Genomic DNA, 20,722 nt, shown 5'->3' with positions numbered 1-20,722 from the left:
TGATCAGCATTGGGCATAAGGAGAGTGGTGCTGGACGTCGACAAGGGCCTGATAAGGCCCACACTGGTTGAACTGGCCAGGGCGATAGAGGCTGTGCCGGGCGTGGACGCAGTGAACATACTGGTCACGGAGATGGACATGGAGACAATGGGGACCAGCATAACTGTTGAGGGGGAGGACATAGACTTCGAGAGGCTCATAGAGACCATAGAGGACACCGGCTCCGCGGTGCACTCAGTGGACGAGATCGCTGTGGGCAAGAGGCTGATTGAGAACACCAAGAAGACCAGGGATTGAGGCCCAGACTGCTCTTTCCAGTGACCATAGGCCTGTCCGACGGCATAATAACATCGCTGATGATAGCCGCTTCAAGGATGGCCGAGCCATCGTCGGTGAGCGCTTACTTTGCCCTCCGGGTGGCCGCGGGCTCCGCAATCGTTGGCATGTTCAGCTTCTTCGTGGCGGAGTACTCAAGGCTGAGGAACGAGCTCTCAAGGTCCTCAAGGCAGCTGGGGTACCCGTCGCCATCATTCCTCCTGAGGACAAGGCTCGGCCGCTCGATCCTGGTGGAGGCCATAACTGGCACATCCGCATCCGGCGTATCTGGGTTCACAGGCGCCCTCATACCCCTGGCCGCCGCTGCGTTCACCCTGAGCCCTTATGCCCCGTTCCTTGCGGCCTTTGTGTCCCTGGTGCTGCTTGGCATCGGCCTGGCCAGGGCCGTATCCGGCTCCTACATAACATGGCCCACGGGCATGCTGGCCCTGGGCATCCTCATGGCACTGGTGGGCATGGCACTCCACATAACATGAGAGTGCAGAGCGTGTGAAGTTTTTTAAGCCCAGCCATGCTGTTGCGTGTGTTACTGCTCCCGGTCATCCCTGGCCTCATACTCCTCTTTTCTGTCATAGCATCGTACGTGTCCAGGAAATCCCTTGGAAAGGTGCTCTCAACGCTTAACAGGAAGGCCTCCGAGATAGAGGACATCTCCGCAAAGCACCTCTCCAAGGAGATCTTCACATTCCTCGCCTCCAGGAGCGCAATGGAGGCAAGCAGGGCCAGGGCACTGGTGAGCATGGGCGTGAACCTGGGCAGGGAGGAGATAGAGAGTGCTGCAGGCGAAGTCAAGTCAGGGATCGTAGACCTCGTGCCGTCCCTGAGGCGGGCCGCGGAGGCGTCCCTCTACCTGGACAGGGTTAGGAACGGCATAAAATGGGTCGTCAGAACCCTCCTTATATACGGCATAACCATATCCGCGTCCGGTTACCTCCTGATAGGCCTCTACTACGTCGGTGGCTCTAGCAGGACTCTCTCGCTGCTCGCAGGCATATTTTTCGGTGGAACGGTGATATTCGCAATCGTGATAGCCATGGTGCTACTCGATGTGGACAGCGCGTCGAAAGCAATACACCTGAGGTTCGAGGAGACGGAGAGCGAGTTCATTTAATTGAGACATGACATATTTTTGGGGCACCGCCTCCTTTATCTCCATACCAGGCATGTACATCCATGGCCCTTGAGGTTGACAGGAAGAGGACGGCACTGGTGCTCATAGACCTGCAGAAGGGAATAGCGGCGATGCAGACGAAGCCATACAGCGCGAAGGATGTCATAAGGAACGCGGCATCTCTGGCAGATGCCTTCAGGAGAGCGGGGATGCCCGTTTTCCTGGTACATGTGGTCGCTCCCCCGGAGGTGGCACTGAGGCCGAAGACAGATGCGCAGCTGGGTGGAACGGGACAGGTGCCGAGGGACTGGGCCGAGTTCGTGCCAGAACTGAACAGGAGCGAGAAGGACATAGAGATCGTGAAGAGGCAGTGGGGCGCCTTCTACGGCACGGAGCTGGAGCTCCAGATGAGGAGGAGGGGCATAGACACCTTCGTACTCGGAGGAATAGCAACTTCTTACGGCGTGGAGAGCACCGCCAGGTTCGGTTATGAGTACGGCTTCCAGATAATTTTCGCGGAGGACGCCATGAGCGACGTTTCTGAGGAGAGCCATAGGGTTGCAGTGGAGTATATATTCAGGAGGATGGGCCTGGTCAGGAAGACCTCTGAGATACTTGAGGCCCTCAGGTGACTGGGGAAGTGCGTTAATATTAATTACAACGAATAACTCATTCAATGAATGGACAGGATAGACAAGGGCATCCTATCGCAGCTCCTGAGGGACGGGAGGACAACGCAGAGGCAGATGGCCGAGAATCTCGGAATATCTGCCCAGGCACTGAACTACAGGCTCAACCGCCTCATGTCAGAGGGTGTGGTCAGGGGGTTCAAGCTTCACGTGACACCTAAGTTCTACGGGGAGGGTGAGTTCTTCGCCGCCTTCAACGGCGACATAAGCCCGGATGGGAAGGTCACCAAGTACTTCAGGTGCCTGGAAAAGGCCACAGTGATCGGCTTCCGTGTCAGGGACGCATCGGAGATGCAGGACACCCTCAGGAGGTATTCGGAGCGCTACGGCCAGCCCATCATGAGGTACGTGCCGCCCTCCGGCCAGCCTTATATGCCGAACAGCATCGACAGGCAGGTTGTCGAATACCTGAGAAATGACCCCAGGGTGCCCACAGCGAAGGTCTCGGAGGACCTGGGCATACCGTACAACACCGTGAAGAGGAGGCTCAACACCCTCTTCTCCAGGCACCTGATAGAGGTGGTACCGCTCATCGACCTCTCAAAGACTGACGGCGTGCTCTTCTCAATATTCACTGAGAACATGCCACAGATCTCCGGTGCCTTCAACGAGGGCCTGGTATTTGCCATAAACGATGAGCGTTCCGGGATACTGGTCTTCTTCGTCGAGAACCTGCCCACCGCCAAGGGCATAATAGAGAGGGCCAGGAGGATCGACCCTGGGGCGGAGACGATGGTCATCTTCGACTACCAGTTCTTCTAGGGGAGTGGTAATTTTTTAGGCCCATGGGCCATGCATGTGTCATGCGGACAGTTATCAGGGCCAGGACGGTCTTCAGCGGCCTGCGGACCGAGGCCTTCAGGGAGGTGGCTGTGGAGGGCGGCACGATAGTGGAGACGGGCAACGGCCTCAGGGGAGACAGTGTCATCGACCTCGGAGACCGCTTCATGATGCCTGGCATGGTCGATGCCCACATCCACCTGAGCGGCTCCAGGGGCGGCGGGCTCACGAAGGAGTACCTGATGACAGACCCCAGGCTCAGGCTCCTCCGGCTCCCGGGCTGGTGCAGGCGCCTCCTCTCCGATGGCTTCACCACGGTCCGGGACTGCGGAGAGGAACTGGCAATTCCGCTGAGGGATGCCATAGCAGAGGGCAGCATCACTGGCCCGAGGGTGTACGCTGCAGGAAGACCGCTGAGCCAGACGTTCGGGCACGGGGAGTTCTCCCACTCCATACCGCTCTCATGGTCTGTCGAGAGGGGCATGGCAGAGTTCTGTGACGGCAGTGACGAGTGCATGAGGAAGGCCAGGCTTGTCCTCAGGTCTGGGGCGGACTTCATCAAGGTATTCGCCACCGGTGGCGTCCTGTCGGAGAGGGACAGGCCTGAGAGCCCACAGTTCACCCCGGAGGAGCTGGGCGCCATAGTGGGTGAGGCATCCAGGGCTGGGAAGTATGTGGCTGCGCATGCACACGGCGATCAGGGTGCCCTGAATGCGGTGCTCGCCGGGGTGAAGAGCATCGAGCACGGGACGCTCCTCTCGGAAAGGACGCTTGCCATTATGAAGGAGAGGGATGTTTCGCTGACGCCGACTCTGTCCATACAGCAGCTGATATGGAAGCACGGGAAGGAGATCGGTATCGACACATGGGGCCTGGAGAAGATAGGCGAGGTGAGGGACGGCATAATAAGGGTACTCCCTCTGGCCCACAGGATGGGCATAAACATCCTCTGCGGCACTGACCTGGGGATGGAGACCGGAAGGGAAATCGACATAGGCAGGAACCACATGGAACTCGTCCTGATGCACGAGCTGTGCGGCCTGCCGAACGATTACATCCTCAGGGCCGCCACATACAACGCAAGGGCCCTGGGCATAAGGGGAGGCCTCATAGCCCCTGGCGAGCCCGCCGACATAATCGCTGTTGACGGGTCCCCCTTAACCAGGATAGGGGATATCGAAAGGGTGTCGTTTGTAATGAAGGGTGGCAGCGTGCTGGTGGATAAGGAAAGGGGTGTTGCGCTTTGACAGGCCTCTATGATTATGCGGTGAGGATGAGGAGGTACTTCCACGAGAACCCAGAGCTGAGCTTCAGGGAGCACAGGACAGCGGAGAGGATCGAGAGGGAGCTCTCCTCAATGGGCCTGAGGCCCGTGAGGGTCGCGGGCACCGGAGTGTACGCGGACATTGAGGGCGAACTGCCGGGAAGGACGGTGGCCATAAGGGCAGACATGGACGCGCTTCCGGTGCACGAGGACACTGGCCTGCCGTTCAGTTCCAGGAACGAAGGTGTAATGCACGCCTGTGGCCACGACGCACACATGGCCATAGCGCTGGCTGTGGCCCGCTCCTTTGCCGGGGACAGGCACTTCAGGGGCAGGGTCAGGGTGTTCTTCCAGCCGGCAGAGGAGAGCCCGCCGGGAGGTGCGGTGGAGATGATAAGGGCTGGTCTCTTGGATGGCGTGGACTTCGTCCTGGGCCTCCATGTGATGAGCAGGTTCCCCAGGGGCACTGTGGCAGTATACCCGGGCCCCATGATGGCCAATGCCGACCAGTTCTCGGTCCTTGTGAGGGGGAAAGGCGGCCACGGCTCTGCGCCACACGAGACTGTGGACGCCATCGTTGTGGCCTCGTACCTTGTGCAGGCACTCCAGACCATCGTGTCCAGGAACGTTGACCCGCAGGCCGCGGCGGTGGTTACAGTCGGCACGGTCAGGGGAGGGGACAGGTACAACATCATCGCGGAGAAGGTGGAGATGACCGGGACTGTCAGGACGCTGGACACCGGCGTCAGGGATATGGTCAGGCGCAGGATGGGTGAGGTCGTTTCAGGGGTGTGCAGATCCTTTGGCGCGGAATGCTCCCTGGATTACCAGGAGGGCTACCCCGTGCTGGTCAACAACCCTGATGTGGTGCGCACAGTGGAGGAGGTGGCATCACTCATCCTTGGCAGGGAGAACGTGCTGCACCCTCCACCCGACCTGGGGGGCGAAGACTTCGCCTACTACCTGCAGAGGGTGCCGGGGGCATTCTTCTTCCTGGGAGTGGGAAACAGTGAGAAGGGCATCGTCGCACCGCAGCACAGCGCTCACTACGACCTGGATGAGGACGCCCTTGCATACGGCATAGAGATACTAAGGGGAACCGCCCTCAGACTCATGGGGCCTCAGCCGTAGAGCCCCTCCTCACCCTGTTTCCTGCTCCTGTCAACCATCTCCTGGTAGTTCTTCTCTATGGCCTTCAGCTCCTGGTGCATCCTCTTCACATCGTTCTCCAGGGCCTCCGTGGATATGGATAGGCCGTAGACCCTGTTCACGGAGTCTATGAGGGAGAGGATGCCCTCCGGGTCAGGGTAGGCCACCGACATGGGCACCAGGAGGGAGCTGCCAGGGACGTCCCTGACCATGCACTCGCTCAGGATGCTGCCACCCACGCCGGTTATAAGTGCGGTCTGCGCTATCTGTATGCCGCGCTTCGAGAGCTCGCCTATGGCCCTCTCGTCAGCCACACCGAAGATGGGGTGCTCCTCCGGTATGTCCCGGACTGGTATACCGTCAAGAATCACGATTTCCCTCGCTCCCACACCTGACAGCCAGTCCATGAGGGCAGACGAGACCTCGTAGAGGCCGTCCTGTTCAATGGGCACCTCACAGGTTAGGAGGAGCAGGTCGTTCATGTCGTTCGCATAGATCCTGAAGGGGTGCCTGAGCCTCCCGCCGACAAAGACCGCGACCGGAGGTATGTGCGGGGACTTCAGGTGGGCAACCTGGTGCAGCCCGAGTGCGTTGATTATGTAACCGGCGGCCATGACGCCTGCCACGCTTCCGCCCACGAAACCCCCGATGACAAGGGGGTTCCTGTATTCGCGCTTTTCCAGTTCCACAACCGTGGTCGAGAAGTGGTGGTCTGAATTGGACACAGGAATGCATGATAGGATACTTATTTAATGTTTCACTGCTGGCCCTATGGACTGCATTGTGCTGGGAAGGTGGAGGGGCCCGGTGGGACAGGAACAGTACGATGCCTACAGGTTATGGAAGAGGTCCATATCTGCCGCCGGCGCAGAGTCGGAGGAGTTCGACACGTACGGAAGGTACGACATAGTCATGTTCGTGAGGGGTATAGGAGAGCGGGACCTCATAAGGTCACTGAACGCACTGAGGGCACACATGGAAACTGAGACGCTCGTAATGATAAAGGGAGAGAGCATAAGGGAGGCTTTCAGCGACCTCAGGTGATTCATGCCCTCTCCCTGACCGAATAGCCCTTCTCGAACATCTCCGCTATCTCCTCCACTGACTTCCCCTTGGTCATGGGCATGATGAAGTAGAACACTATGAACGCTGCAACCGACAGGATGCCGAAGAGCGCTTCGGTGTAGGCAAGGCCTATGGTTATGCGCAGGAGTGGGAAGACCTCCACGATGGCGAAGTTCGCTATCCAGTCTATGAAGGCCACGATGCCTGCGAGCCTGCCCCTGACCTCTGTGGGGAAGTACTCTCCCTGTATGATCCAGCCGGTGCCACCAACGCCGAAGGCGAAGAATATGATGAAGCCCGCAAAGGCTATCAGGAGGCCTATCAGGATGTGCTCGAGGAGCAGTATCGTGCCCACGAAGCCAAACACGGCCATGCCTATGTAACCTGTCAGGGCCAGCGACCTCCTGCCGAGCCTATCTATGAGCCTGAAGCCTATGTAGGTCGCCGCTACGTTTATCACGGCTAGTATGGATGAGGCCGCCACTGCATATGCCTGTGAGTAAACAACGCTTGAACCGGCCCTGAATATGTGGAGCGAGGAGATCACGGTGGGGCCGTAGTAGAACGGTATGTTTATGCCGGTTATCTGCTGGAACATCATGAAGAGGCCGGCAACCAGGAGTGCCCTCTTCATGCCCTTTGTGAGGGTGAACTTCTTCCTCTCCTCAGGTATGTTGACAGCACTGAGCTCCTGTTCGCTTGTCTGTATGCCCAGCTTGTTCAGCGCGTCTAGGGCCTTCTTCCTCTCACCCCTGAGGAGGAGCCACCTCGGAGATTCCGGCATCATGAACCTGAAGGCCAGGCCTATGAGCGATGGTATGGCCGCAACTCCCAGCATGAGCCTCCAGTCCACGGTGTATGCGAGCCCGGGGGCGAAGAAGAGCGTTGCCATGCCCACAAGGTATGCGCCCAGGATGCCAACGGTGATCATCCACTGCTGCAGTATGCCCAGGCTCCCCCTCTCACCCTTCGGAGCATACTCCGCTATGTATGCGGTCGCAATTGCTGAATCCGCGCCCACCGCGAGGCCAATGAGCGTCCTCGATATGAGCAGCATGGCAAGGTCCACCGTGACTGCCGACAGCACTGCACCGACGGTGTAAAGGGCAGCGTCGAATATCAGCATCGACTTCCTGCCGTACCTGTCAGTGAGGGCCATCGCGATCAGCGCGCCGATGGCTGCGCCCAGGGAGGCGCCAGATACCAGGTACCCCTCCACAAGGGCTCCCGAGTGGTACGAGGCTGGCATGAAGACCATTGCCGTGCCTATGTTGGAAGTGTCATACCCGAACAGGAAGCCCCCGATGGTTGACAGCAGCGTCAGGAGCCAGTAGAATCTGGTGGCCTTTGTCCTGTCAAGCCTTGACATTATGTCCTGTATACTTACCTGCTTACCCTGTTCCATATTTCCACCACACACCTTCCATGTTCAATATACAAAGACTTATAATAACTCTTGTGGCCAGATTGAGTCGATGTGTATATGAGGACGCACAGTATCATGTATAATGAAGGCAATGATATTATTTTATTTGCAAAATGTTAAACTGGATAGGAAAGTTTGCTGAATCACCGGCAGGGCAGCAAATGTTTCCAGGGCACTGCAAAGTGTTTTGAACAGAGACCCTATTTCAGTGGCATGAAGAAATGCATTGACCTTCCGGACCTGGGAAAGGGTGGACCATATTCGCACGCGGTTGTCGCCGGTGGCCTCGTTTTCGTGTCCGGCCAGACAGGGCAGGGGAACAGCTTCAGGGAGCAGTTCCAGGATGCCATCTCAAGGGTGGAGAAGATACTGAGGGCCTCTGGCTCCTCGCTGGACAGGACTGTGAAAGTCACTGTATACCTCTCTGACCCGTCGAGCTTCCAGGAGATGAACGCACTCTTCTCCGAACGCTTCAAATCTGCGCCGCCAGCACGCACCACAGTCGTAACGGGCTTCGCCGCAAAGGGTGTCATGGTGGAGCTTGACGTGATAGCGGAGGCCTGAAGGGCAGGGGTCAAGGACGGGCAGGTGCGGAGCCAGGGCTGGCATCCCGGCCAAGGGCGGCCAGGGGTCCCGCGGCCAGGTCATGTGAACCGGGGTGCCTGTCAGTCCGGTAAGGAAGGTCTCCGTCCCGGAGTTTCCATTTTCCAATTCAGTTAAATAGATACCCGGAATACTCTGGATTAAACCAGATGAAAGATGAATACAATCTACGCGGGCTGGACAGGAGGGTCTGGCTGCTAGCGGGCAGCAGGCTGATACGCTCCCTCGGGAGGGTCTCTTCCTTCCTGTTCCTCCCCCTGATATTCGTTTTCGTTTACGGCATATCTTTCCTCCTGTCAGGCATAATACTGGCCATAGGTACCGCTGTTATGAGCCTTGTCCAGTACTACGCTGGCCTCTGGACAGACAGGGTCGGGAGGCGCGCCTTCCTGATCTATGCGCCCCTGCCTGTCATATTCCTCTACCTCCTCATGTACTTTGAGGTGGCCTACAGATGGCCAGCGGCCTCACTTGTCCTCACCTGGCTCGGCACAATATGCGTGAACGCCCTTCAGTACCCAGCCATACAGGCTTCGGTTGCCGATATAAGCAGGCCGGAACAGAGGCTCTCAGCCTTCACGGCGGTCAGGATGCTCGTCAACGTGGGTGCCGCCCTTGGCCCTCTGCTGGGCGGCTTCCTTGCAACGATGGGCTTCCAGTACGTGTTCCTCTCCGCCTCCGTAGCCACGGTGGTGGAGGTCATAATGCTCTACTCGACCATGTCTGAGACCTACACGCCCACCGGCGGCAGGGAGAGGGAGAGGATCGACCTCACGGTACTCGGCAGGGACAGGTTCCTGCTCATCTTCTCCCTCATAGGGGTTCTGGCGGGCTTTGTCATAAGGCAGGACGGGCCCGCGCTGACACTCTATGTGTTTGACTTCAACAGGATGCCCATCATAGACATCGGTTACATATATTCCATGAACGGCCTCCTGGTGGTGGCCCTCCAGTTCTTCGTCCTGCGCGTCATGACCATGAGATCCAACGCGGTCTTCTGGAGGGGCATCGGCATGCTCTTCTACGCAGCCTCCTTTGCACTTCTCACCCATTTCCACAGCCTGGGCTTCCTCCTGGCGATCATGGCCATCATAACGGTCGGTGAGGACTTCGTGAGCCCTACGACACAGGCAATCATAACTAACATAGCGCCACAGGAAGCCAGGGGCACGTACATAGGCGTGTACAACCTCCTGACCAGTGCTGGAAGGGTTGCTGGCACCGCAGTGGGCCTCTACCTCCTCTACTTCTACCGTGCCGTCACATGGGAGTTCTGGCTCACCGTTGCGGTGCTCTCGCTCCTCACCTTCCTGGCATATATATCGACATCACATTCCTACACCCTGCGCCTGTCCTCCTCGAAGAGCGGGGCCATGGGGGCCAGATGAAGTTTTTTAACCAGATGGGGGATAACAGGAACATGACCTTCAACATCGATATCCCTGCGGTGAAATACGGGCAGAAGATTGATCCGAAGTACACGTGCAGGGGGCAGGACATAAACCCACAGGTGAAATGGGTTGACCCCCCGCAGTCCGCCAAGTCATTCGTCCTGGTCATGGAAGACCCTGATGCGCCCAGGGGCACCTTCGTTCACTGGGTCCTCTACAACATACCACAGGGCATATCTGAGGTGCCGGAGGGTCTGCAGAAGGAAGAGCACCTCCCAAACGGCTGGGTCCAGGGAAAGAACGACTTCGGGAGGACGGGCTACGGCGGCCCGTGTCCGCCAGGCAGGAGCACGCACAGGTACTTCGTATACCTCTACGCAGTGAACAGGATGCCTGACCTCCAGCCAGGCCTCTTGAAGGCCCAGGTGATGAAAGAGATCGAGAGGTATATAGTGAAGCAGGTCTCCTTCATGTTCAGGTTTGGCCAGGAGTGATCCCAACGAGGGATTCTCTCTCTGTGGGCTCCAGCACCATAGTCTACGACAGCACCGGCGCATGGGTGGAGAGCCTGGTGCTGAGGGGCAGGCAGGTCATAGTGCCGCCCCGGGACGGGAAGAAGACCCACGGTGGATCCGCATTCCTCTTCCCATTCGCCAACAGGGTCAAGGGCGCCAGCTACAGGTGGAGGGAAAGAGTCTACGAGCTGCCTAGGAATGACGGTGAGAACAGCATACACGGCCTTGTACTGGACAGGGATTTCGAGGCCACGAAGCACAGTGACCGGGTGGAGTTCCACACCGATTTCGAGCACCCTGGCTATCCCGGGAGGCTACAGGTCCACCTGGCTTTCGTCCTGAGGTCCAACAGGTTCCTCTGCAGGCTCACTGTCAGGAACGAATCCGCAATCCCCCTCCCCCTGAGCCCGGGCTTTCACCCGTACTTTGCTGTGAAGGGCCCCTACAGGATATCGGTGGTGGGCGGCGCGGACATCCTGGGCTACAGGCAGGGCTACTTCCCTGACGGGACGTTCAGGCACTTTGACTTCGAAGGTGTCCAGGACTTCTCCTCGCTCTCCCTGGACAACTGCTTCAGGGGGATGGGGAGCATAAGGCTGAGCTCCCAGGCTGGAGATCTCGTGATAAGGCGCCGTTCAATGCGCTTCTTCGTCATCTACAACGGCCAGTACGCCCCAGGCGGATCGGTGGCCATAGAGCCCATGGTAGGCGCGCCGGACGCCTTCAACAACGGCATCGGGCTCAGGGAATTAGGGCCTGGTTCCAGCGCCACCTTCTCCTTCAGCGTAGAGGTCCTCTGATGGCCACCGTCGAAGAGGTGCTGGCGGACAGGAGCAGTGGCGCTTCTGTCATAGTTGAGAAGGCGCTCTCTGCCCTTTCGGCACTGGATGCGGCTGCCGCCGCCAGGGGAGCATCTCAGATAGCGTCCGCGTTCAGCGACATGGCGATGGTGCGCAACTGCATGCGCCTGTTCCTGGACCTCTGCCCCCAGGAGGGCCCCAGGGAGGCATCTGAGCGGCTCGCTAACATGGTCAGGGAGCAGAACAGGATGGCTGCGGAGAACGCATCCCTCCTTCTTTCGCGGTACGATAGCGCTGTGACGCTGAGCCAGAGCAGCCTGGTAAGGGAAGCCATGGTGCTTTCTGGCCTCAAAAGGGTCTTTGTCCTGGAATCCAGGCCCATGAGGGAGGGCGTCCTGATGTGCAGGAGCCTCAGGGGCAGCGTCCGGGAGGCCATTGTGGTCCCGGACGGGATGGTGTCGCATGCCGTCGCCAGAGCAGAGGTGGCGGTATCTGGCTGCGACGCCATACTCTCTGACGCCTCGATAGTGAACAAGTCAGGGACTCTGCCGCTCTTCCTGGTGGCTAACGGGAGAGGGAAGGGGACACTCGCCATCGGGACCTCCATGAGGTTCGATGGGGAGCATAGCATGGAGAGGCCTCCGGCATTCAGGGAAATGGGCTGCACGGAGGTGGAGCCAGGCCTGGACTGCCTGAACGTCTACTTCGAGGTATGCCCCAGCCACCTCATAGGGAATCTGGTCACTGAGAAGGGCACTGACTGGCGCCGGAGCGGTGTGCGAAACTGAAACATGAGCGAGCAGCTGGCATCAACCTTTTAGTATGCACTGTAGGTTAGACTGTCTGTAACAGTGCAGGGGTTCAGATGAGGAAGGTAATCACAAAGGATGATGAGGCTGTATCGCCCATAATTGCGACCATACTCCTGGTGGCCATAACGGTTGTGCTCGCAGCCACTCTATACACTATACTGGGTGGCTACACCAGCCTCCTGGGGGCAACGACACCGACTGCATCGGTGGAGGTGCAGAACTCTTCGGCCGGGGACCAGGCGTTCTACATAGTCTATGTGGACCAGTTCAGCGGGAACATATCGCTCAGCTCAGTGGACATGAGGATCATCGACGCTAACGGTTCCATATACATCACGCACCTCATACCCGACCAGACCTACAACGTCGCAAACACCTGGAACATCACGGTGAAGGGCGGTGACTACCTGGGCGCAACAACCGCCATGACGATTAGCGGCAGGGCAACGGCGAGCACGGACCCTTACATCTCCGAGATACAGCTCATAGACACCAGGACGAACGGGGTGATATCGACAACCAGCGTCAGCCCATAGCAGTTATCTATGAACCACGCATGTTCGGTCAATGAGGCCAAGGCTCACGGTCTTTGACATGGACGGTGTCCTCACGAGGTCAATAAGCAGCTGGCAGTATGTGCACGAGCACTTCGGCGTGGACAACAGCGAGAACCTCAGGCGGTACCTTGCGGGCGAGATCGACTACATGGAGTTCCTGAGGAGCGATGTCAGGCTCTGGCTCTCCGCCAGGGGGCCGGTGAGGGCCCAGGACATAATCTCCGTGCTCCAGGGGATCCCCCTAAGGAGGGACATCGGGGAAGCATTCTCAAGGCTGCACAGCCTAGGGTCGGCCATTGCCATAATATCGGGTGGCATCTTCTGGCTGGCCAGGATGATTGGCGAGCGGTACGGGGCAGACTATGTCTTCGCCAACGAGATATACTGCCGTGACGGCTTCCTGGTGCCGGACGGCAGGATGGTCGTAGACCCCAAGAACAAGTCTGCTGTGCTTGCTGGCCTGCAGAGGAGGCTGGGTATAGGCAGGGGCGAGACGGTCTCGGTGGGCGATACGGAGCAGGACGTTGGCATGTTCGAACTGTCCGCACTCTCCATTGCCGTTGATCCGAAGGACGAGGCTGTGAGGAAGCGCTGCATGCTCATAATCAATTCAGACTCTCTCCTCCCTGTGGTGCAGGCCATAGAGGACTTCGGCAGGTGAAAGGGAGAGTATTTAATAGCAGGAGCGATGTTTGGTCGTGGGGCTAAGCAAGAGGGACCTCTCAAGGAAGAGGAAGAGCCTTGAGCAGAAGGTGCATGAGCTGGAGGAGAAGGTGAAGAAGAACCCGCTGAACAAGCAGCTCAGGGAGGAGCTTGAGGAGGCCAGGAGGAGGCTGGAGAAGGTCGAAGATTAAGTTCATTTAGTGAAGTGCATAAATATATTATACAATTATGTAATTTCCCACCATGGTCGCCTACGACTGCAGCAAGATCAGGAAAATTACAGTGATTTACGCAGGCAGTGGCCCCGGTTCTTTCGCGGGCGAAAAGTACAAGGTAATAGAGGGCAGGGACGCCCAGGGCATATGTGAGGTGGCCAACCAGCTAGGCATCTCCATAGAGCAGCTGCTGAAGAGGAGGGAAAAGGTAGAGGCGGTTGTCATCAACAGGGACGTCTCGCTGCCCAAGGGGCCGGCACAGCCGCACGGCCACGGTGAGCAGGCAGAGCACGTGGCCGCCTAGAGCCTGGCCCCACCGTCCACAGGTATGACTGCGCCGGTGATAGCGGAGGACTCGCCTGAGAGGAGGAAGGCCACGACCGATGCTATGGCAACCGGGTCTGTCGTGCTGTTTCCTATGACCGATGCGTAGTCAATGTCCAGGCCCCTGTACTCACCGATTATACCGGGGGCCACAGCGTTGACCCTTATGCCATGCTTCTTCAGGTGTTCTGCACCCAGGTGCACTATGCCGTTCATGGTGAACTTCGTCACGGAGTACGGTGTGTTCGAGGCCCTGGGCCTGAAGAGCGTGTTCGCGTTAGACGTGAAAACGATGGAGGAACCCCTGGATAGATAATCCCTGGCAAGGGATATGACGTTGAGCGGAAGCCTCACATTGACATCGAGCATCTCATCGAGGTGCTCCATGCTCTCAGGCGTCTCATCGTAATAGCCGCCGACCTGGACCGATATGCCGTCTATGGATCCGTTCTTCTCAACCGCCTTGTCAAGGACAGAGCGCAGCATGTCCCTGTCAAGGACATCGCCGTCCACAACCTTCACCCTGTCTCCCCCTCCCAGGGATGAGGCGAGCCGGTCCAGCCTGGCCCTGTTCCTGGAGTTGAGCGTCACCCTTGCCCCCTCCCTGAGCAGGAGTGCAGCTGTGGCCCTGCCCATGTGCTCGCCTGTGCCTATTATCACTATGTGCTTGTCCCCTATCATACCATGCGAATCCGTGGCGGCCTATATACGTTACCGGGGCACAGACCCAATGGTTTATGCCCCATGTTCCACTGACACAAACCATGGAAGTGTCTGTGATAGGCCTGGGCAGGATGGGCAGCGGCATGGCCTCGACCCTCCTGAGGGCAGGGCACAGGGTGAAGGGGTACGACGTGAGCAGGCAGGCCATGGAGCGGCTCAGCGGGAGCGGCAATTTCACTGCGGCCAGTGGGCTGGCAGACGCACTGGATGCGGACTTCGTCATCCTCTCCCTGCCCACAGGAAAGGAGGTAAGGGAAATGGTCTCCCTGTGGGGCGGAGGGTCGGTGCTGGTGGACACCACCACACTTGGCGTTGACGAGGTGAGCCGGATCACATCATCGCTACGGAACCCGGAGAACTACCTCACCTGCAGGCTCGAGCGCGGGCCGAAGGAGGCCAGTGAGGGCAGGCTCGCAATGTTCATAGGCGGGCCAATGAGCACGTACGAGAGGTGCAGGCCACTCCTCGATGCCCTCGGCGAGCATGTTTACATAGGGAGCCACCAGCAGGCAACAGTCATGAAGCTGGTCAGCAACATGGTCGGCACTGCGATTGTTGACCTGCTGGCACAGGTCTCGGTGGTACTCAGGCGTGTCTCGATAGATAGGGAAACTGCCATAAGGGCACTGTCCATGGGCGGTGCGGACACCGTGCAGCTGTTCAGGCTCAGGTGGCAGGTGAGCGGTGAGTACGAAGAATCCTTCTCACTCAGCCTCGCACAGCACGTCATACAGATGGCCCTTGAATCCTCCAGGTCGCTGGGCGTGGACAAGCTCCCGATTGTGGAGATGAACAACCTGATGATGAAGTCAGCCATCCTTTCAGGGGTGGGGAAGAAAGACGTGTCAGAAATTGCTGAGTTCTACCAGTCTGTGAACCAGTAGGAAACGGCCTCATGTATCGGCCGTCTCCTTCTCGCCCATGTCCTTCCTTCCAGATGAGACCATCTCCGCATTCTCCTCAAGGCTCCTCCCAGCAGTTTCATAGGACAGGAGGTAGAGGACTATGCCGGCAACGATCACCATGACGAAGTCATAGATGAGGGAATGGTACAGGCCTATGGCAGCGTAGAGGGTCAGTGCCGGGAGCGCCAGGCCGAACTCGAACAGTTTTTCCCATCCAACGGAGAGGCCCCTGGCGTTGGTTGCGCTCACCTCAGCGGCCGGCACGTACTGCAGTGTGCCAACGAAGCCCACGTTTATCAGGAAGAAGAGAGAGAACATGCCTATGACAAGGGGGATCGAGAGGAAGTGCAGTATGTAAGCGAGGATAAGCACTGCCACAGGGACCGCGCTCAGTTCGAACCCAAGGAGGCCGATGAGCCTCCTCCCGAGCCTGTCCACTGTGAAGAGCGTTATGACCACTCCCAGGGTGCCCACCACATCGATAATGAGGGTACCTATCTCAGCCAGGACTGAACTGGCGCCAAGGTCCTCGAGGACAGTGGAGGAGTACACCGACACGAGGTTGACCGTGAGCGCGTAGGCGGCCCCTATCCAGAATATGTAGGCAATGGCCCTCGCATTCCTCCTGTTGAAGAAGGCCCTTATATTGTCCCGCACGCTCTTTTTCTCCTCCACCTGTATCTTGGAGGGGTCCACCAGAATGCCGTTCTTCCGCAGCTTCTCCACGATCTCAGGTATGAGGTCCTTCCTGCCCGCCGACTGGGCCCACCTCAGGCTCGCAGGCATCTCAAACCTCAGTACGAAGAGTATGATTGCTGGCACGGCAGCTATGAGGAAATCGTACCTCCAGGCCAGGAGCACACCCACATAGAGCGTGAGGCCGAGGCCTATGGCCACAGTGGCTATGGTGCCGAGCATGAAGAACACCTTCTCGAACGACAGTAGGCTCCCGCGCCTCCGCACTGGGGAGTATTCGGCGAGGAGCGGAACTGCAGCAGCGTAGTCTATGCCTATGAATATCCCCAGTGCCAGCCTGGTCAGGAAGTAAAAGGTGTAGTCTGTGGAGGCCGCACTGAGGATGGCGAACACAGCCATGCCTATGGTATCATAGAGGAATAGGCGGCGCCTGCCTATGGCGTCGGAGAGTATGCCACCACCGATGGCACCGCCTGCAACCCCGACCCAGTAAGCCGCGGTAGCAACAGCTACCAGCACCTTCGGCAGGTGGAAGAGTATGCCGACTGCTATGAGGGATATCGATGCTCCGAACTCGTTGAAGGCATCTGTGAACGGGCCCAGCGCCGCAGTGACCGCAAGCCTCCTGTGGAATGACCCGACTCTTGCACTGTCTATCTCGTGGAAATACGACATGGGTAAGTATCAAGTACACGCTATTTAAATAATTCTGTTGATCCGCAGAAATAATGCTATGGAATGGTAAAGTCTTTTAAGGATAATATAAAAGTATATCAAATCGTATATATTCATGCAGCCTGCATGTTACATTCGGAAGTGTCCATGTTCCATGTGCCTGCGGGATCTCTTTTAAGTATACAGTGCATTTACACATGTTGCCGTTCATACTGTACGGTTCTTCAGGGGAGAACTTCGCTGCAGAGGCCGATTACATAATGAGCGCGTTCGGCCTCTCCGGGCAACCGTGGGACGGTACCGTGAGGGTACCGGAGCACTTCAGGCCAGCCGCCCCCGAAGAAACCTGGCCCTCCGACGTCTCCACTGACCCAGTTGACCGCTTCATGCACTCCATCGGCAAGTCATCCGTGGAGATACTGATGGCCAGGAACGGCCATAGGATCGGGAGAGTGGATGCCGTCTTCAGACCACGCTACGGGGACCTCCCGGCCCTCCTGGAAAGGCTCCATGCCTCAGGCTCCCGTGCAACTGTGTTTGGAGGAGGCACCAGCGTGACCGGTGCCCTCATCCCTGGCCAGAGGCGCTTTGTCATAGACACATCGAACCTCAGGGGCATCTCTGTGTCAAAGGGCAGGTGCACGGTGGGCGCAGGCATGAGGGGCCCCGAGATCGAGGGGGCCCTGAACAGGGAGAACTGGACGCTGGGCCACTTCCCGGAGTCTTTCATGCACTCAACCGCTGGGGGCTGGGTCTCCACGAAGGCCACCGGGCAGGAATCGAACCAGTACGGCGGCATTGAGGACATGGTCATCTCAGCAACCTGCGTCAGGAGCGACGGCACTGTGGAGGGCCATGAGGTTCCGAGGGAATCCGGGCCAAACGGCCGCTGGGCGCAGGCCATCGGCTCTGAGGGCAGGTTTGGAGTCATAACCACAGTGACACTGCGGACGCACAGGCTGCCAAGGAGCAGGTTCTACGCCTCCAGGTTCTTCAGGTCCTTCGAGGAGGGCATAGGGTTCCTCTCTTCCCTTGACAGGTTTCCGACTGTGGCCAGGCTCTCAGATACCGTGGAGACAGGCATCTCCCTGGCAGTGGCTGGGGACGGTGCCCTCACATCGCTGGCCAGGAGGTACCTGAGGTTCAGGGGCCTCGGTGACCCGTCGATGCTGGTGGTCGTGAACAACGAAATGCCCGCAAAGCTCCCTGATGGTGGTGTCTCGCTCGGCGCCCTTCCGGCCAGGAAGTGGGAGGAGGGGAGGTTCCAGAGGCCGGGGCTTGCAAACAGGCTCTGGATGTCCGGTGTGGTGCCGGATACCCTGGAGACCTCTGCAGACTGGGACCGCCTTCCTGGCCTCTACCACGGGGTCAGGGAAGCATTCGGGAATGCCTGCTCTGCTGAGGGGATCAGGGGCATAATCATGGCACACGTGTCCCACCTCTACACCTCCGGAGCGTGCATGTACTTCACCTTCCTGCTTCAGGGGCCCCTGGGAGTGGGGCAGCTCGTGGGGGTGCGCAACAGCGTGGTCAGGGCCTTCCTCAGACATGGCGGCTCACTAACCCACCACCACGGGATCGGTAGGCTCCTCCTTCCCTTCGCCAAGCACGCCTTCGACCACATAGAGAGGGATGGGGTGGTGGGATGGTGAGTGGGGCCAGGGAGTTCAGTTCCAGTACCAGGAAGGAGGCGCTGCGTGACGCTGACGGCCAGGTGTTCGACGTCGCGGTGGTGGGTGCGGGCATAAACGGGTCCGCCACTGCGAACCTCCTGGCCACCTCCGGGATCAGGACAGTACTGCTGGACAGGAGGGACTTCGCCTACGGGACAAGCTCCAGGTCTTCCAAGATGATCCACGGCGGCCTCAGGTACCTCCAGCAGGGGCGCGTGATGGAGGTGAGGCGCCTGCTCAGGGAGAGGGACTACTGGCTGAGCTCCTCCGGTGACGTGGTCAGGATGCGGTTTGACCTGCTCCTTACCGAGCACGGCTGGAACCGCCACATGCTGGCCTTTGGCCTCTTCCTGTATTCGCTCCTGGACGGCAGGTTCGAGGTGCCCAGGGTGAAGGACAACACAGGTGAGTACCCGGAGGCAGTGAGAGGATACTTCACCTACTGGGATGCTGTCACCCACGACGCCAGGCTGGTCATCGGACACGTGTGCTCGGCCTGGCAGATGGGCGCAACATGCCTCAACTACGTGGACATCCTCTCCATAAGTGGCAGCGGGCCATACACAGTCCGCATACGTGACTCCCTGGACGGTCAGGTGGCGGAGTTCACCTGCACATGCCTGGTAAACGCCTCGGGCCCGTGGGCCGGGGACGTGGCAAGGATGGCTGGCGTTGGGCTGCCCGTGAGCCTAACACTGAGCAGGGGTATGCACCTGGTCCTCACTTGCCCGGGCGGTACGCTGAGGAATGCGGTGGCCTTCAGGTCGGCCATAGATGGCAGGCAGCTCTTCATGGTGCCCAGGGGGAACACGGTCATACTGGGTACCACCGAGGTGAAGGTGGAGTCGCCGGACGACCTGGAGTGTTCCAGGGAGGAGGAGATGTACCTCATGGATTCCGCATCTGCGGTCTTTCCCTGGGTAAGGCAGTGCGGTGTCGTTGCCAGGTACACCGGCATCAGGCCCCTCATAGGCTCCCACTCCGACCCTGGCAGGGCATCGAGGGATTCCTCGATAGTCGTCACCGGGAACGTGGTTCACGTGCTGGGTGGCAAGCTCACCGACCACAGGGTCACAGCGAGGAGGGCGGCCAGGGCCGTGTCGGGGATAACTGGAAAGAGGGTATCGGGCTCAGGCCCAGACATCGTCTACAGGAGGCCCGCCGTTGCTGACCCTGTGGACTGGGACAGGCGCTACGAGTGCGCCATTTTCCCCGAGGACATCTATGTCAGGCGGGAGGGGTGGTTCTTCTATGATCCAACGGTGCACAGGGAACTGGCCGGAGGTGATGCCGCGGGTGGTGGAGGTACCTGTTATAGTTAACGTCACCTCGGGCCACGGCAGGTACAGGGAGGCGCTGCCAGCTGTCAGGAGGGAGCTCTCGCCCTTCAGCCTCTCCATATTCACAACATCATCGCCAGGGGAGGCCACGCAGGTGATGGAGAGGATAGCGGGAGAAGGACACCAGACGGTGGTTGTTGTGGGAGGCGATGGCACGGTGAACAGCCTGCTTGAGAGCGCCATCGCGTTTGACGTGTGCCTTGTGCCTTTCCAGGCGGGCACAGGCTCGGACCTCGTCAGGTCATTCCACTGGCGTGCCGGGCGCTCTGTGGCCGAAATGATAAGGGATGAAGAGTTCAGGCGCATAGACGTGTGCGAAGCGAGGTACCTGGAGGGGACGAGGCTCTTCGTGAACATCATGGAGGTTGGCTTCGGTGCCAGGGTCGTCTCCAGGGTCAACCGCTCCGGCGGTGGCCACGGTCGCCTCCCCTTCGAGATCGCCGTGCTGGGGGAACTGCCGGGCCTGAGGGCGTACGAACTTGACCTGCTCTATGGGGAGCAGGTAGCGCACTACAGGGCCATTGAGGTGATCCTGGCAAACGGCAGGTACTTTGGGGGAGGCATGCTCTCTGCTCCCTACGCCGACCTCACTGACGGACTGGTGGATGTCCACGTCATAGGGGAAATGGGGCGCATTTCCCTGCTTGCAAGGTTCAGGCACCTGGTGGACGGATCATACGTGAGAATGCCCGGGATCGCATCCATGAGGGCAGAGAGGATCGAAATCAAAGGAAAGGCGCCCACCGAGGTCGACGGTGAGAACTCCCTTGAGGCGCCTGTGACCGTTGCTGTCAGGAGGCAGGCTCTTAGGGTCATATGAGCACACCTCTCCAACCAAGCTGTGGTAAAGGGTGTGCGAGCGGAGGTGATGCAGAGGTACCTTTGAACTCCCGGTGAACGTGAACTGCAATGCACGGCGCGGGAACCAGCAGGGTCAGGTTCTCTACAGGCACACGGGTGAAATGCGGTTGCGCAGCCAAAGTCCTGGAGGCCTGTGGCCTTTATCATGG

At 58.8% G+C, this 20,722-nt stretch carries 25 protein-coding genes; 21 read left to right on the top strand and 4 right to left on the bottom strand.

Translation table 11 applies throughout. From position 1 onward, the window contains the following. The first annotated feature begins 9 nt into the window (after nt 1-9). The 7 genes from IEW66_RS06515 to IEW66_RS06485 all read left to right on the top strand — a co-directional run bounded on the left by IEW66_RS06515 (nt 10) and on the right by IEW66_RS06485 (nt 5,311). The gene (locus IEW66_RS06515) at nt 10-297 is read left to right on the top strand and encodes a DUF211 domain-containing protein (RefSeq protein ID WP_188681438.1); all 288 of its coding nucleotides are present in this window, start codon (nt 10-12) and stop codon (nt 295-297) included. Further along, nucleotides 294-812, top strand: a complete 519-nt coding sequence (locus IEW66_RS06510) for a hypothetical protein (protein ID WP_229657537.1) — start codon at nt 294-296, stop codon at nt 810-812. The genes IEW66_RS06515 and IEW66_RS06510 overlap by 4 nt, the downstream gene beginning before the upstream one ends. A gap of 41 nt (nt 813-853) precedes the next feature. Beyond that, the gene (locus tag IEW66_RS06505) at nt 854-1,447 is read left to right on the top strand and encodes a hypothetical protein (protein ID WP_188681437.1); all 594 of its coding nucleotides are present in this window, start codon (nt 854-856) and stop codon (nt 1,445-1,447) included. Nucleotides 1,448-1,509: 62 nt separating this feature from the next. Further along, entirely contained in the window at nt 1,510-2,079 is a 570-nt protein-coding gene (locus IEW66_RS06500) for a hydrolase (protein WP_188681436.1), read from the top strand. A gap of 48 nt (nt 2,080-2,127) precedes the next feature. After that, nucleotides 2,128-2,898, top strand: a complete 771-nt coding sequence (locus tag IEW66_RS06495) for a winged helix-turn-helix transcriptional regulator (RefSeq protein WP_188681435.1) — start codon at nt 2,128-2,130, stop codon at nt 2,896-2,898. Between the two features lie 41 nt (nt 2,899-2,939). Next, on the top strand, nt 2,940-4,163 hold the full coding sequence (locus IEW66_RS06490) for a metal-dependent hydrolase family protein (RefSeq protein ID WP_188681434.1): 1,224 nt from the start codon (nt 2,940-2,942) through the stop codon (nt 4,161-4,163). Then, on the top strand, nt 4,160-5,311 hold the full coding sequence (locus IEW66_RS06485) for a M20 metallopeptidase family protein (protein WP_229657536.1): 1,152 nt from the start codon (nt 4,160-4,162) through the stop codon (nt 5,309-5,311). Before IEW66_RS06490 ends, IEW66_RS06485 begins: the two co-directional genes overlap by 4 nt. Here the strand turns inward: IEW66_RS06485 and IEW66_RS06480 are convergent. Continuing rightward, nucleotides 5,302-6,054: a proteasome assembly chaperone family protein gene (locus IEW66_RS06480; RefSeq protein ID WP_229657535.1), complete on the bottom strand. Its 753-nt coding sequence runs from the start codon at nt 6,052-6,054 to the stop codon at nt 5,302-5,304. The two genes, IEW66_RS06485 and IEW66_RS06480, sit on opposite strands and share 10 nt — an antisense overlap. Nucleotides 6,055-6,100: 46 nt before the next feature. Here IEW66_RS06480 and IEW66_RS06475 point away from each other — a divergent pair, with 46 nt between their 5' ends. Continuing rightward, nucleotides 6,101-6,373 carry a hypothetical protein gene (locus IEW66_RS06475; protein WP_188681433.1) on the top strand — a complete coding sequence of 91 codons (273 nt, stop codon included), beginning with the start codon at nt 6,101-6,103 and terminating at the stop codon, nt 6,371-6,373. Between the two features lies 1 nt (nt 6,374). On the opposite strand, the gene IEW66_RS06470 is transcribed toward IEW66_RS06475, so the two are convergent. After that, nucleotides 6,375-7,799: a sugar porter family MFS transporter gene (locus tag IEW66_RS06470; RefSeq protein WP_188681432.1), complete on the bottom strand. Its 1,425-nt coding sequence runs from the start codon at nt 7,797-7,799 to the stop codon at nt 6,375-6,377. 234 nt (nt 7,800-8,033) lie between these two features. Here IEW66_RS06470 and IEW66_RS06465 point away from each other — a divergent pair, with 234 nt between their 5' ends. The 9 genes from IEW66_RS06465 (at nt 8,034) to IEW66_RS06425 (ending at nt 13,680) form a co-directional block, all read left to right on the top strand. After that, on the top strand, nt 8,034-8,384 hold the full coding sequence (locus IEW66_RS06465; protein WP_188681431.1) for a RidA family protein: 351 nt from the start codon (nt 8,034-8,036) through the stop codon (nt 8,382-8,384). A gap of 188 nt (nt 8,385-8,572) precedes the next feature. Beyond that, nucleotides 8,573-9,811, top strand: a complete 1,239-nt coding sequence (locus IEW66_RS06460; protein ID WP_188681430.1) for an MDR family MFS transporter — start codon at nt 8,573-8,575, stop codon at nt 9,809-9,811. A 32-nt stretch (nt 9,812-9,843) separates the two neighbouring features. Next, nucleotides 9,844-10,308, top strand: a complete 465-nt coding sequence (locus IEW66_RS06455; protein WP_188681429.1) for a YbhB/YbcL family Raf kinase inhibitor-like protein — start codon at nt 9,844-9,846, stop codon at nt 10,306-10,308. After that, complete coding sequence (locus IEW66_RS06450) at nt 10,305-11,129, top strand: aldose 1-epimerase (RefSeq protein ID WP_188681428.1); 825 nt, start codon at nt 10,305-10,307, stop codon at nt 11,127-11,129. The genes IEW66_RS06455 and IEW66_RS06450 overlap by 4 nt, the downstream gene beginning before the upstream one ends. Beyond that, nucleotides 11,129-11,917 carry a translation initiation factor eIF-2B alpha/beta/delta subunit family protein gene (locus tag IEW66_RS06445; protein WP_188681427.1) on the top strand — a complete coding sequence of 263 codons (789 nt, stop codon included), beginning with the start codon at nt 11,129-11,131 and terminating at the stop codon, nt 11,915-11,917. Before IEW66_RS06450 ends, IEW66_RS06445 begins: the two co-directional genes overlap by 1 nt. Before the next feature lie 77 nt (nt 11,918-11,994). Further along, nucleotides 11,995-12,477, top strand: coding sequence for an archaellin/type IV pilin N-terminal domain-containing protein (locus tag IEW66_RS06440; protein ID WP_188681426.1), 483 nt, complete (start codon nt 11,995-11,997; stop codon nt 12,475-12,477). Nucleotides 12,478-12,508: 31 nt separating this feature from the next. Continuing rightward, nucleotides 12,509-13,159: an HAD-IB family phosphatase gene (locus IEW66_RS06435; RefSeq protein ID WP_188681424.1), complete on the top strand. Its 651-nt coding sequence runs from the start codon at nt 12,509-12,511 to the stop codon at nt 13,157-13,159. Nucleotides 13,160-13,190: 31 nt separating this feature from the next. Further along, entirely contained in the window at nt 13,191-13,352 is a 162-nt protein-coding gene (locus IEW66_RS06430; protein WP_188681607.1) for a hypothetical protein, read from the top strand. 52 nt (nt 13,353-13,404) lie between these two features. Further along, on the top strand, nt 13,405-13,680 hold the full coding sequence (locus IEW66_RS06425) for a hypothetical protein (RefSeq protein WP_188681422.1): 276 nt from the start codon (nt 13,405-13,407) through the stop codon (nt 13,678-13,680). Here the strand turns inward: IEW66_RS06425 and IEW66_RS06420 are convergent. Continuing rightward, on the bottom strand, nt 13,677-14,381 hold the full coding sequence (locus tag IEW66_RS06420) for an SDR family oxidoreductase (RefSeq protein WP_188681420.1): 705 nt from the start codon (nt 14,379-14,381) through the stop codon (nt 13,677-13,679). The genes IEW66_RS06425 and IEW66_RS06420 overlap by 4 nt on opposite strands. An 83-nt stretch (nt 14,382-14,464) precedes the next feature. Here IEW66_RS06420 and IEW66_RS06415 point away from each other — a divergent pair, with 83 nt between their 5' ends. Continuing rightward, nucleotides 14,465-15,307 (top strand): NAD(P)-dependent oxidoreductase, encoded by an 843-nt coding sequence (locus tag IEW66_RS06415; RefSeq protein WP_188681418.1) that lies wholly within the window; start codon nt 14,465-14,467, stop codon nt 15,305-15,307. 9 nt (nt 15,308-15,316) lie between these two features. Here the strand turns inward: IEW66_RS06415 and IEW66_RS06410 are convergent, their stop codons facing one another. After that, on the bottom strand, nt 15,317-16,699 hold the full coding sequence (locus IEW66_RS06410; protein ID WP_188681416.1) for an MFS transporter: 1,383 nt from the start codon (nt 16,697-16,699) through the stop codon (nt 15,317-15,319). A gap of 197 nt (nt 16,700-16,896) precedes the next feature. Between IEW66_RS06410 and IEW66_RS06405 the strand changes: the two genes are divergently transcribed. The 3 genes from IEW66_RS06405 to IEW66_RS06395 are packed head-to-tail and all read left to right on the top strand — an operon-like array spanning nt 16,897 to nt 20,532. Then, nucleotides 16,897-18,351: an FAD-binding oxidoreductase gene (locus IEW66_RS06405; RefSeq protein ID WP_229657534.1), complete on the top strand. Its 1,455-nt coding sequence runs from the start codon at nt 16,897-16,899 to the stop codon at nt 18,349-18,351. Further along, nucleotides 18,345-19,694, top strand: coding sequence for an FAD-dependent oxidoreductase (locus IEW66_RS06400; protein WP_188681412.1), 1,350 nt, complete (start codon nt 18,345-18,347; stop codon nt 19,692-19,694). The genes IEW66_RS06405 and IEW66_RS06400 overlap by 7 nt, the downstream gene beginning before the upstream one ends. Beyond that, nucleotides 19,669-20,532: a diacylglycerol/lipid kinase family protein gene (locus IEW66_RS06395; protein ID WP_188681410.1), complete on the top strand. Its 864-nt coding sequence runs from the start codon at nt 19,669-19,671 to the stop codon at nt 20,530-20,532. Before IEW66_RS06400 ends, IEW66_RS06395 begins: the two co-directional genes overlap by 26 nt. Nucleotides 20,533-20,722 lie beyond the last annotated feature (190 nt).

It is taken from the genome of Thermogymnomonas acidicola, from assembly GCF_014646795.1.
Taxonomy (GTDB): domain Archaea; phylum Thermoplasmatota; class Thermoplasmata; order Thermoplasmatales; family Thermoplasmataceae; genus Thermogymnomonas; species Thermogymnomonas acidicola.
The sequence above is the reverse complement of the archived record's forward strand: the minus strand, read 5'-3'. Positions and strand labels throughout refer to the sequence as shown.